The 12,982-nt window shown below is 41.2% G+C and carries 12 protein-coding genes; all 12 read right to left on the reverse strand.

What is annotated here, in order from left to right:
* Nucleotides 1–9: 9 nt before the first annotated feature.
* Nucleotides 10–495 carry a DUF5590 domain-containing protein gene (locus IHV09_RS12360; protein WP_197130575.1) on the reverse strand — a complete coding sequence of 162 codons (486 nt, stop codon included), beginning with the start codon at nucleotides 493–495 and terminating at the stop codon, nucleotides 10–12.
* A gap of 12 nt (nucleotides 496–507) precedes the next feature.
* Nucleotides 508–678, reverse strand: a complete 171-nt coding sequence (locus IHV09_RS12365) for a YpmA family protein (RefSeq protein WP_082820684.1) — start codon at nucleotides 676–678, stop codon at nucleotides 508–510.
* A gap of 197 nt (nucleotides 679–875) precedes the next feature.
* Entirely contained in the window at nucleotides 876–2,291 is a 1,416-nt protein-coding gene (locus IHV09_RS22440) for a cyanophycinase (protein ID WP_231618292.1), read from the reverse strand.
* On the reverse strand, nucleotides 2,278–3,414 hold the full coding sequence (locus tag IHV09_RS22445) for a cyanophycinase (RefSeq protein WP_231618293.1): 1,137 nt from the start codon (nucleotides 3,412–3,414) through the stop codon (nucleotides 2,278–2,280). Before IHV09_RS22445 ends, IHV09_RS22440 begins: the two co-directional genes overlap by 14 nt.
* A 279-nt stretch (nucleotides 3,415–3,693) precedes the next feature.
* Nucleotides 3,694–4,122: a GNAT family N-acetyltransferase gene (locus tag IHV09_RS12375; protein WP_197264643.1), complete on the reverse strand. Its 429-nt coding sequence runs from the start codon at nucleotides 4,120–4,122 to the stop codon at nucleotides 3,694–3,696.
* Nucleotides 4,123–4,266: 144 nt separating this feature from the next.
* On the reverse strand, nucleotides 4,267–7,074 hold the full coding sequence (dinG, locus tag IHV09_RS12380; protein WP_197130584.1) for an ATP-dependent DNA helicase DinG: 2,808 nt from the start codon (nucleotides 7,072–7,074) through the stop codon (nucleotides 4,267–4,269).
* A gap of 40 nt (nucleotides 7,075–7,114) precedes the next feature.
* Nucleotides 7,115–7,498, reverse strand: coding sequence for an aspartate 1-decarboxylase (gene panD / locus IHV09_RS12385; protein WP_066395605.1), 384 nt, complete (start codon nucleotides 7,496–7,498; stop codon nucleotides 7,115–7,117).
* Entirely contained in the window at nucleotides 7,483–8,367 is an 885-nt protein-coding gene (gene panC / locus IHV09_RS12390; RefSeq protein WP_197264644.1) for a pantoate--beta-alanine ligase, read from the reverse strand. The genes panD and panC overlap by 16 nt, the downstream gene beginning before the upstream one ends.
* On the reverse strand, nucleotides 8,364–9,203 hold the full coding sequence (gene panB, locus IHV09_RS12395; RefSeq protein ID WP_197264645.1) for a 3-methyl-2-oxobutanoate hydroxymethyltransferase: 840 nt from the start codon (nucleotides 9,201–9,203) through the stop codon (nucleotides 8,364–8,366). The genes panC and panB overlap by 4 nt, the downstream gene beginning before the upstream one ends.
* 486 nt (nucleotides 9,204–9,689) lie before the next feature.
* Nucleotides 9,690–10,676 (reverse strand): biotin--[acetyl-CoA-carboxylase] ligase, encoded by a 987-nt coding sequence (locus tag IHV09_RS12400; RefSeq protein ID WP_197130593.1) that lies wholly within the window; start codon nucleotides 10,674–10,676, stop codon nucleotides 9,690–9,692.
* Entirely contained in the window at nucleotides 10,664–11,845 is a 1,182-nt protein-coding gene (locus IHV09_RS12405; protein WP_197130596.1) for a CCA tRNA nucleotidyltransferase, read from the reverse strand. The genes IHV09_RS12400 and IHV09_RS12405 overlap by 13 nt, the downstream gene beginning before the upstream one ends.
* A complete protein-coding gene (bshA, locus tag IHV09_RS12410; RefSeq protein WP_197130599.1) occupies nucleotides 11,842–12,981 on the reverse strand; it encodes an N-acetyl-alpha-D-glucosaminyl L-malate synthase BshA in 1,140 nt (379 codons plus the stop codon). Before bshA ends, IHV09_RS12405 begins: the two co-directional genes overlap by 4 nt.
* Nucleotide 12,982: the final 1 nt, after the last annotated feature.

Genomic DNA, 12,982 nt, shown 5'->3' on the forward strand with positions numbered 1-12,982 from the left:
ATCTGATTTCTATTGATCTGATTCTTTCAGACGATAGATCTCGTATCGCTCACCACTTTCAAAATACCCATAAAAGTAGGTGTAACGGTCATTCGTGTCATAATAGACCACTTCCCACAACGGAATGCCATCTTCCATGCCTAAACGGCTGTCGACGATCGTCTTCGCATCGTGATTCTGTTTCACATAATTCAGGATCTGTTTCTCTGAAAGCCCTTCTTTCGCGTTCAAAGAGGTAACCTTTTTGTTTTTATCGACCCAAACGATCTTGTTTGTGCCTTTTTTGTTCTTGCCTTCTACTACAAAATACGTCTCGTTCTTATAAAAGTGATCCACATTCGTAATAGAAACGAGGTCCTCTTCTTTCTTAGCGATCTCAACCGCTTCTGCTTCTTTTTTAGCGGGCTTTGCTTGAACGCCATTAAACAGATAATAAGCTTGCCAGCTTGCTAAGATTAGAATGCCAATAATAACAAGTATCCACTTTTTTCCCATATTTAAGCCTTCCTATGTGCGATAGATCGTAAAAATCATCTTATTTTTATTTTCGTCATCTAACGCGAGCCCAAACATTAAATCTTGATGCTTTAATGTTTTGTTCAGTTCAGATACTACTTTATACAAGTCACTCGACTTGTCCACCTTTAGCGTCGAAAGAACTTCAATTTTGCTTTCCACGGTTCTTCCTCCTCTTACATCGATCTTTTCCTTGTTTACTATAGCAGAAAATCGGTGAAAAAGGTACTTTAGAATCCTTTAATGAAAAGGAAAAGTGACTTAGTTTTCTGCTTACTTTGTAAACTTGGTTCCATTAATAAGAGGTAAACACAATCAGACCGACCAGATAGATTATGGTCGGTCACAAATTGAGATTATCATTTTATTGAATCTATTTTTACATTTACAGGAGTTATATCAAGATTTACCTTCACGAAAGAATAATCGTCTTTCTGCCCATCCGTATATCCCCAATAACCTTCTGTTTCTTCGGTCTTACTAAAGTTCAACTCAAATCCCCTTCCGTTATTAAAGCTGTAACTTTTTACACTCTCCGCTCCGGCATTATCAACAAGATTGTAAGAGATATATTTATCTAACATACCGTGTGCACTTAATACACCAGAATGAGGCGGGACGATATGTTCGTAATACTCGTAACCTTTCGTGCTTTCTTTCTTCTCGTTTATGGTTATGTTCTTCGTTTTTAGATCGAGCAAGTCTCCATGATTGATCCACGATAGTTTAATATTCTTGAATTGACTTTGACCAAGATCTGGACTTTTTAGCTGCTGAGACATATCGACTAACGTTACGCCACCTCTTCCAACAACTTCAGCTTTTTTCTCTTCGTTATATATGACAAGAGCGGTGTCTTCATCTATACCATATGATAAATTCTTAGGTTCACCTTTTTCATCTACTACCGCGATCAAGCGTCCAAGGCGTGCTTTGTTATCAAAGTGCTGATCAATGATGCCGTGTTCAAAAAAACCGAGCCCTCGTTCTAGATAACCTGGCCCTCCCTCTTGTTGCAGCATTCCGTCATACGTATTCGTAAATCCGGATGCTAGTGTATCATGACTGCCTCCACCGGCAATCATTACTTCACTCATTATCGCTGCCCCAGCACTCGTCCCACCAAGCACTGCTCCGTTTCTATACGTCTTCCAGATCGCGTTCAATACTTTTGAATTTGTTCCGTTCTTGTTCAATAACGAAGCTGTGATCTTTGTCTGATCTCCACCTACAAACCAAATCGCATCTAATTCCTCAACATTTTCTGCGAGTTCTTGATCGTTCTTATTTAAATCAGCCCATTTTGATTCATCGCCCGGTGTTTTTTTGTCGTCAGTTACAGCGAGTGGAAGAATCTCTATATTTTCTGAAGACATCCCGTATCGGACGAGGTCTTCTTTAAACGCCTTAGATGAAGATAAGCTTGAGCTTGCAGCAGGTATAATCCCAACTCTGGAATCTTCTTTTTGTTTTGCAAGATCAATGAACTTATTATATACGTCGAAATTACTGCTTCCTAAAGAACCTCCAGCAATCAACAGGTTTCCTTTAATCGGTTTCGAGCGATCGATGACTGGTGGTATAAACGAAGACTTTTTGTACTCAGTAAACGCATTCGTATTCTTTTTGAAACTTACCCTTTTAGGGGCTACGTCGAAAGCAACGTTTGTAAATGAATAGTCATCTTTTTGTCCGTCCTTATAACCCCAATAACCTTTTGTGTTTTCCGTTTTTCTAAAAGTAAGCTGAAATCCTTCACCTTTAGAATCGTACAAATAACTTTTTTACAGCATCAGTTGTCCTATTATCGATCAGAGAATACGAGAGATATTCTTTCAACCTTCCGTAAGAAGTAAAAACTCCTGTTGCATCAAGTGGCTTGAATTCGTAGTACTCATATTCGTTCGTCTCATCTTTATGGTCACTAATGAAAAATTCTTTAGTAGAAACATTTAAGGCATCACCAGACACGAGATGGCTGATATAAACATCTTGAAAATGAGCTTTATCAGAATCAGTCACCTTCACTTTACTAACATCAACAACAGATACACCGCTTCTTCCGACGATCTTGACTGCTTTTTGTTTGTTGTTCACAATAAGAGCTGTATCTTCATCTACACCATAAGCAAATTGTTTCTTTGATTTTTCTTTTAGAGCTGTCATCACCAATCTACCAAGACGTGCACGTTCATCAAAATGCTGATCTACGATGCCATACTTAAAGAATCCGAGCCCTTTTTCAAGATGCACGGGTTCGTATTCCTTACTTGAATTTAGTTTGCTCTTCCTAACAAATTCATTGTTTAGTGCACCTAAGCTGTCACCACCTGTAATCATCACTTCGCTCATAACGGCTGCTCCAGCGCTCGTTCCTCCAATGACACCTCCTTCTATATACATCTTCCAGATCGCGTCTAATGCTTTCGTCCGATGCCCGTTCGATTTAACTAATGTATCTGTAATTCGAAGCTGATCTCCACCAACAAACCAGATTGCACTATAATTCTCAATCTTTTTGGCTATTTTTTTGTTGTTTGCGTTTTTTTTCCATTTCGATTCATCTTCTGGTGTACCGCTGAAATCTCGATTTGCTAAAGGAACGATCTCGATCTGATGTTCATGTAAACCATATGTAATAAGATCTGCTTTAAAGCTTTGTGAAGATTTTAAGGAACTACTTGCTGCAGGTATGATTCCGATTTTTGCCTTCTTCTTCCCACCAGCTAAAGTGATAAATTCGTTATACACTTCCTTATTGCTACCGCCTAATGCTCCACCCGCAATCACGAGGTTTCCTTTCCAATCCTCCTTGTTTTTAGCGAAGCTCATTGATGGAAGCGTCAGTGATAAACCAAGCGTCATGGCCAACGTTACAGACATCCATTTTTTGTTCAAGATATTAGTTCTCCTCCATTCACATAGATCTATCTCTTTAAAGAAGATCTATCATAATTTTGAAAATTCAATATTCTTGTTGCAAGATACGTGCCAAAACCAGATAGCTTGTCTTTCAACAAATTAGCGATGAATCAAACTAATTTGGTTATTATTAGGATTTATAAAACGCCATAAAACACCCAAATGTACTTATGAAAACTAAATTTGTGTACGATTTTGTTTTCAAATAAAAAATCACCTCTTTAAGAAAGAGATGACTGCTTTTAAAGTTAATACCTACAAATACTTTTTAAAACCTTTACTGACCGATCCATCAAAACCTTCTCTTTCAAAAAACTGATGAGCTCTGTCTCGCTTTATGCTACTCAAGAGCATGATTCTGTGACAGTCCATCGAACGGCAATAATCTTCAGCATGTTGTAAAAGTTTTCTCCCTATATTTCTACCACGAAAACACTCATGTACGATAATATTTTCAATCACTCCATATGGACGAAAACCATGCAAGGCTTGAAGGCATATGTTTAACGTCAGCGTTCCCAATAATCCTTCATCATCTTCATAAACAAATAAAAAATTGTAGGGAGCATTCTTGATTACTTCGATCTGTTCTTCTCTGACATTCATCTTTTTACTTTTTGGCACTAACATTCGGTAAAGTTCGAACAATTCGTCTTTATCCCTTTTTTCTGCCTCACGAATCATACAGGATACTCCTTCTATATATTTATGATGTATTTGATTCGTTAAAGGGAGAAAGATGTCCTCTTATCCTCACCTATTTTGCATGAAACAAAAATGGAGGGTAAGGAAAAAAGAAGAAGCAAAAAATCCGCTTCTTCTTACATATTATTCCATCCAATCATCCAGTTCTGACACGAGTTCATCGATCGGTTTGATCGATACCGGCAGTTTTGGCAGCGATTGAATGAAGGATTTTCCGTATCTCGTCTCGATCATTCTTCGGTCGAAGACGAAGACGGCTCCTTTATCTCGGCTGCTTCTTACCAATCGGCCGAACCCTTGCTTAAAGCGTATGATCGCTTGCGGAAGGGAAAGATCATAGAACGGATTTCCGCCTTCTGCTTTCAACTTCTCGCTTTTAGCGGCCATCACAGGCTGATCTGGCGGTGTGAACGGCAGACGGATGATAACGAGACAAGAAAGATCGTCACCAGGGATATCGATTCCCTCCCAAAAACTGTTCGTACCAAACAGGATGCTGTTATCAAAACGCTGGAAGTTCTTTGTAAGACGCGCCCGGCTTCCAGAATCAACGCCTTGCGCGATCAATACGAACTCTTCGGCATCCATCAAGCTTTTGAACGCTCCGTGTGTCTCTCGCAACATCTCGTAAGAAGTGAACAGAACGAGCATGCGCCCTTTCGTTACTTTTGCGATCTCGTACAGAGAAGACGAGATTTTTTTAACGAACGTTTTCTGATCCACTTCGTTAATGAGCGGAATGTCTGTTGGCACCATCAGCTTCGCTTGTTGTTCATATTGAAACGGAGAAGGCAGCTGTGCGCTGATCGGACCAAAGTCTAATAGTCCAAGCCTCTCACTCAAGTAACGGAAACTGTTCTTTACACTCATCGTCGCAGAAGTGAGCACAACCGAGCTTTTTTTGCCAAAGAATTTATCTGCTAGAATCTGATCGATCTCAACAGGCTTCGCAAAAAGTGTAACCGCGTGTCTTGGACCTTTTGACTCTGCTTCCATCCAATACACTTCTTCAGATAACGGGCAAGTCAATAAGTGATGAAGATCTGTCATCTCGTCCTGCAGATCGTTTAAGATGCCTTCTAGGTCGACTAAGAAACCTTTTTGCTGAACCGTTAGATGTTCTTCGTATTGATCAAAGCTCTTCAAAACACGTTTTACAGGCTTCACAAGATCACCCATAAACTGACGTGCCCGTGCTTCCATCTCTAGAACTGGTTCCCAAGCAGCAGCCTCGATATCTTCTTTCGTATAACGAAGCGTTAATTTCGTCAACTCAGTTGAGCGAGACGATTTGGCTTTGCGTAGACAGATTGTCTTGATCTGCTTGAAGATCTCATCAAGCTCGTTCTTCACATCAGAGAATAGTGAATCCCAATTAGCAAGATGATGTTCGTATTTTGGAACTTCAAGAAGATCACAGATCTCTCTAAACGTATTCATCATGCCATCTCCATCCGTCTGAGATAGACGGTCTAAGAGCTTAACGAATGAAAAATAATCTGTTTCTTTTCCGAAATGATCGCTTACGACTTCTTCAACATGGTGAGCCTCATCCAAGACCACTTCTTTATAAGCGGGCAACAGTTGATTATCAGACTTCAAGTCGGTAAACAACAACGCATGATTCGTAATCACAAGATCTGATTCATGCGCGGCTCTCCGCTGCTTGTGATAATAACATCTGGAGAACCAAGGACATCTATGGTTCAAGCAAGAATTGGCATCACTTTTGACCGTGTTCCAAAACAGCTTTCCGCCTGACGCCATCGACAGCTCTTCTACGTCGCCCGTCTCTGTTTCTGTAAGCCAGACGATCAGTTGTGCTTTTGTGAAGTTCATATCGTAATTATCATCGTGATGATCCATTAGCGTATGTTCAAATTTTCTTAAACATAGGTAATGATTTCTTCCTTTAAGAAGAGTCGCTGTAAAATCAAAGGGCATGATCCTTTTTAGCAGCGGAACATCGCGTTCTAACAGCTGTTGCTGAAGCTGTACGGTATGTGTAGAAACGACAAGCGGACGGTCTTTCTCCTTAGCATGTCGTATACCGGGTATGAGATAACCGAGTGATTTCCCTACACCCGTTCCCGCTTCAATCACAAGGTGCTGATTCGTGTGAAGAGCTTCGTCCACGAGTTCGACCATTCTCTGCTGACTTTTCCGCACTTCGTAATGCTGCATATGCTGCTGAAGCTGATCATGAACCTCTTCGTCTTTAAACTCTGTAAAATCATCATCTGAAGATTGTACAAAATCCGGTCTCTTTTTTAGAGCGAGTTTTCGGTAAAAATCAAACGTCTCTTCATCTGCTAAAAAAGCTGACTTCTCCGCGATCATATCCCCTACGATGCTTTCTAAAGAACTCTGCAGTTTCTTTAGAAAAGGTGTGAGCCTCTCGAGTGTTGCGAGGGGGAGATTTTCTAGCTTTTCTAATAGATGAATCAAGAGTCTTGCAGTTACTTCTGCATCACTGTCAGCTTGATGCGGGTTTAGGTGTTCTAATCCTAAATAATCTGCAAGCATCCCTAGCTGGTAGCCGTCTGCTCCTAAAAGAAGCAGTCTTGACATCTCAACTGTATCGATCAACGGCATGGATAGCCGCGAATAGCCTGCATGGTCGAGTTCACCTTGCAGAAACGAATAATCAAACATCACATTATGGGCAACAAAATAAGCTCCTTCTAACATCTGAAGGAGCTTTGGTGCCACTTCTTCAAACAACGGGGCATCTTTCACCATTTCGTCGTTGATGCCCGTCAATTGCTCAATAAAAGGGGGGATGGGAACGCCTGGCTGGATGAACGTAGAGAATCTGTCCGTTATCTTTCCTGCCTCAACGGCGACCGCACCGATCTGAATAATTCGGTCTCCTTTTGCTGCTGAATTTCCTGTTGTTTCAAAATCGATAACGACAAATCGCCGTGTCATAGCCTTCACCTCATTCCCCTGTGGCTTGTTTTATATCGAATTAATAAATAGTAGCCTCAGGTTCAACTCCGAGCATCTCTTGTACACGATTGTTCTTGTCCATAATCGCAACTTTCGGTACATGATGTCTTGCTTCGGTCTCATCATACATTCCGTAGGAAATAACAATAACAACATCCCCTTCTTGTACGAGACGTGCTGCAGCGCCATTTAAGCACATCACACCAGAACCTCGTTTTCCAGGAATAATATACGTTTCAAAACGTGCGCCATTATTATTATTTACAATTTGAACTTTTTCGTTCGGAATCATGTCAACAGCATCCAAAATATCTTCATCGATCGTGATGCTGCCAACATAGTTTAAATTAGATTCAGTCACCGTAGCACGGTGGATCTTGCCTTTCATTAACGTACGGAACATGTTTCTTCCTCGCTTTCTAGTCTACTTAAAATGTTGTCTAAGATGACATTATCAATCAAACGCGCTTTGCTGAACTTTACAGCTACAGCAATGATCAACTTTTTTGATTCTGGTGTAGGAGGAAGAAGTTCAGGATACGAAAGAATCTTGCAATAATCTACAATACCGCTCGTATGTTCCTCCAAGTATTTTATCATCTTTTGTTCGGTCTCACCACTATCACCCTCTAAAAGCCATTTTTTCGCTCTTACAAGAGATTCACTCAGATGAACCGCTTCTTTTCTTTCCGTGTCATTGAGATACACGTTTCTAGAACTCATCGCAAGACCGTCAGCCTCACGCTTTGTCTCACACCCGATCACTTTGATTGGGAAGTTAAAGTCTTCAACAAGACCTTCAATGACAGCAACTTGCTGGGCATCTTTTAATCCAAAATAAGCGAAATCTGGAGACACGATATGAAACAGCTTTGTGAGTACTGTCGCCACTCCATCAAAATGCCCCACTCGGCTTTCCCCACAAAGCGCATCCACTCGTTTGTTTACAGAAACTGTTACGACGGATTCGTGAGGGTACATCTCTTTCGTATCCGGAAAAAATAATACATCTGCTCCAGCTTTCAATGCCAATTTCTGATCACGATCAATGTCACGAGGATATCTGTCAAAATCTTCGTTCGGTCCAAATTGCAGCGGATTAACAAAGATACTGACAACAATCACATCAGATTCTTTCTTCGCGCGTTCGATCAGTGATAGATGGCCGTCATGAAGATAACCCATCGTTGGTACGAATCCTATCACTTTTCCCGCTCTTTTTTCTTCAGCGATCCATTTTCGCATGTCTTTAATAGAATTGATCTGTTTCACGATTGAACTCCTCCGTACAGAGAATGAAGCGTTTCAGCCTTCATATTAAAGCTGTGGCTTTCTTCCGGAAATTGCTGTTTTCTTACGTCTTCTTTATATTGTAAAAGCCCTTCTACCATAACATCCTTCACGTTTCCGTACGTTTTCACAAACTTTGGTACATGGTGAAAACCGTAGCCGATCATATCATGGTAGACAAGGACTTGACCGTCTGTATGTTTTCCTGCACCTATTCCGATAACAGGAATTCTTAGTTTTTTTGTTACGATCTCAGCCAACTGCTGCGGAACACATTCCAAAACAATCGCGAACGCACCAGCTTTTTCAAGCAACAGACTCTCTTCGATGAGTCGCTCCGCATCTCTTTCTTCCTTTCCTTGAACACCATAACCGCCCATCACACCTACCATCTGAGGTGTTAGGCCAAGGTGTCCCATGACAGGAACTCCAGCGTCAGTCAACCGTTCAACCGTCTGAACAATCTGTTTTCCGCCTTCTACTTTGACTGCAGAAGCACCGCTTTCTTGAAGAATTCTACGCGCGTTGTTCAGCGTTTCATCGATCGAACCGTGATACGTCATAAACGGCATATCCGTCACGATAAACGTGTTCGGCGCGCCGCGCTTTACCGCTTTTGTATGATGAATCATATCTTCCATCGTAACAGGTATCGTTGAATCATAGCCAAGCACGACCATGCCAAGAGAATCTCCGACTAGCAAAAGATCCATCTCCGCTTTTTCACAGATAACCGCAGTCGGATAATCATAAGCCGTTACCATCGTGATCTTTTCGCCATCTCTCTTCATCTTAAGAAAACTTTTCGTCGTTTTCATCATAAAGCCTCCCTGTTTTTTGTTAGGCTTTTTCCATAAGCAGATGTTTTTGAATTTTTTTATTAGGTTCTTTCTTAAGGGTTTTAGCTCTATGAACCTAATTCATCATCGTAAGTTGATTGAAGCGCAAGGTGCGAGACTCCTGGGGGATCAGCGGGACAGGTGAGACTCTTAACAGCGCATAGCGCTAAGAGGCTCACCGCACGCCCCCCGGAAAGCGAGCAACCTGAAGCGGAAATCAACATCATCCAAAAGCAACAAAGCATAACAGAAAATGCCTCTAACAGGGCCAGAAGTGCAAAAAAACCTTCTTTCCAATAGAGGAAGAAGGCATAGGAAAAAATCCTAGACTTTTATTGTTTGCTCCCTCTGTCCCGGTCCTAAATTTGGATCTAGGCAGATATAAGGTTTGTGGTCAAAACTAGACAAGATTAGTGCAGTTCCACATGGATACCGCCTACAACTTTATTTTATCACGGACTTTCCTCAAGTAGAAGGAAATTCGATATCAGCTGAATAGATGGAGTGTACGACGCCATGATCGTCTTCTAAAAGCAAAACACCTTCTTCAGTGATTCCTTTGGCATAACCCGTGATCGCCCCTGTTATGGATCTTGCTGTAATTCGTTTACCTAAACTGAACGCACGGGATTCCCATAATAGCTTGATAACGCCAAATCCGTTTTCAAGATATTGATGGTATAGGGCTTCGATCTCTTGAAGAAGCACCCCAACCACTTCAGCCCGCTTGAATGATTGCCCGCTTTCAATCGCTAGACTTGTAGCGATCTCGCTGATCTCATCCGAAAAGTGCTGTCGTTCTTGATTCACATTGATTCCGATTCCGACGATTACCGAGTGAATAGAATCTGCTTCTGCTTGTAGTTCTGTTAAGATGCCAGCTGACTTTTTACCGCTGATCAAAATGTCGTTCGGCCATTTGATCGCTGCTTCAATGCCTGATACTTTTTCGATCGCTTTTGAGACAGCTACCGCGATAAGCAATGTAAGCTGAGGCGCTTTTTGAAGTGGAATGTTAGGCTTTAAGATCAAGCTCATCCAAACTCCTGTCCCCTTAGGAGATTGCCACGCTCTCCCTAGCCGTCCTCTACCACCGGTCTGTTCGTCAGCGAGTACGATGCTTCCTTCGACCGCGCCATCTCTAGCAAGAGCATGTGCGATCTCTTGTGTACTTTTTACAGATTCTCTGTACGTGATCTTCTTTCCGAATGTGCCGTCACCCGTATATAATGATACTTCTTCAGCAGTTACCGCATCAGGAGACGTGATCAAACGGTAACCTCTCTTCTGAACGGCTTCGATCGTGTAGCCGTTCTTACGAAGTTCTGAAATGTGTTTCCAGATCGCGGTTCTCGAACAATCCAGTCTGTTGCTGATTTCTTGACCTGAAACAAACTTTCCTTCTTGTTCTGTAAGCATGTGCAAAAGTGCTTCTTTCATCATGGCTCCCACCTTTTTACCCAATCCTTTAGTACGGATGAGCTGAGGGCTAGTTCTCCCTCAACGATTTTTTTCTCCATCTCTTCTAAAAGCTTCCCCAACCAAATTCCAGGTTCTCTTTGTGTGATCTCTGATATTTCCTTACCATCTAGCGGAATATCTTTTCTAGATGTGATCGGAATCTCGCTATATCGCTGTTTAAGTTGAGCGATTTCTTCAGCATAATCCTTCTTTTCGATCGCACTTTTTAACGTGATGCTTGATAATGCAGTCTCCAAGCCAAAACGGTACAAATCCATCTTGCTCCAGGAAGTAATACGATAGGCGGACATAAGCTCACCTACTTTTTTGATCATGTGATTTGGAAGTTTCCAGACTTTCAAAAATCCTCTAACATCACTCACATCAGATAACAGCAGGATAGCTGTCCATCTTTGTTCGTCAGATTCTAATTCGTTCCAATCAAAGTCCATAAACTGAGCATTCTGTTTTTCTTGCATCTTAGTAGGCATGTGATCTAAAACAGAGGATTCTTTCATAAACTTCAGTGCAATTCCCGCTTGTACACCTTGAAGCAGTTTAATGAACTCGATCGCAATTCGTTCTGTTGAAATACGACGAAGCAAGTATGCTTGATCTTTGATAGCACGCTTCGTTTCTGCTTCAATCGTCATGTTATACACACTCATGAACCGGCAAGCTCTCATGATACGAAGAGGATCTTCTGAAAAGCGCAGATTCGGATCTCCAACAGTCCGAATCTGCTCTCTCTTAAGATCTTCACGTCCGCCAAAGTGATCGATCAACTGAAAAGATGTATCCAGAGCCATCGCATTGAACGTAAAATCTCTTCTTGAGAGGTCTTCTTTTAGATCATCAACAAACCATACTTTTGATGGCCTTCTATAATCCCTATATTCATCTTCTTTTCTAAACGTTGTAACTTCATAAGATACAGATTCGTGTCTTACGATAACAGTTCCATGTTCGATACCGACCGGAATGGTCTTTGGAAAGATTCGTTGTACGTCTTCTGGTCTTGCCGAGCTCGCGATATCGATATCTTTGATCGGACGGTCAAGCAAGTGATCTCGTACACAGCCTCCAACAAAATAAGCACGGTACCCTTTTTCTTCCAACCGTTTTAATACCGGTAAGGCATTTTGGAACATTTCGTTCATACCGTACGATCCCCTACTAAGGAATAATAAATATCTTCATAGATCGAGACGATTTTGTCAGATAAGAAGTTTTCTTTTACATGTCTTACCGAATTTTCTCTGAACGTCATTAGCTTTTCTTCATCCTGTAACAGTGCGAGCGCTTTTTGTGCTACCGATTCTGGATCACCTAGCTCCACCATATAACCTGTCTCGCCATCGACGATCACTTCCGGTATTCCACCAATATTAGTTCCAATAACAGGTACACCACATGCCATCGCTTCTAGCAGTACGAGTCCAAAGCTTTCTTTTTCAGATAAAAGTAACTTTAGATCACAGATCGAGAACAATTCACCTACATTCTCTTGTTTTCCTAAGAACAACACATCATCTTCAATATCCAGCTCACGTACGAGTTCGCATGCCGTTGTTAGTTCTGGACCATTTCCGATCAATAACAGTTTTGAAGATAGTTCTTTTCGAATGAGAGCAAATGATTTGATCACATCTTCTAATCTTTTTACTTTTCTAAAGTTAGAGATATGAACGATGACTTTTTCATTCTCTTCAATGCCGTATGTTTGTCTCAATTCAGCATTATTGCTTCTTCTGTAATACACTCTTTCATCTACAAAGTTATGTACAGGAATGATGTCTTTGTTGATATTTAAAAGCTCTAAGGTATCTGCTTTCAGCTGATGAGAAACAGATGTAACCACATCTGATTTCTCAATACCGAACTTGATCATCTCACTTAGTGAAGGATCGTATCCGAGTACCGTAATATCAGTTCCGTGTAGGGTTGTAACGATCTTCATCTCATCATTTAGCATCTGTTTTGCTAACACCGCACAAACGGCATGCGGCACGGCGTAATGAACATGAAGAAGGTCAAGCTTTTCTCTTTTCGCTACTTCTGCCATCTTGCTAGCTAAAGCAAGATCATAAGGCGGATATTTGAACACGGAATAATGGTTCACTTCAACTTCATGAAAGAAGATATTCGGATAAAATTTTCCTAAACGAAAAGGAACACTTGATGTAATAAAATGAATCTCATGTCCTTTTTCTGCTAATAGTTTTCCTAGTTCTGTTGCAACCACTCCTGATCCGCCTACGGTCGGATAACAAGTGATGCCGATTTTTAACGTCATA

Source organism: Fictibacillus sp. 23RED33 (assembly GCF_015903925.1).
GTDB classification, from domain to species: Bacteria; Bacillota; Bacilli; order Bacillales; family Fictibacillaceae; genus Fictibacillus; species Fictibacillus phosphorivorans.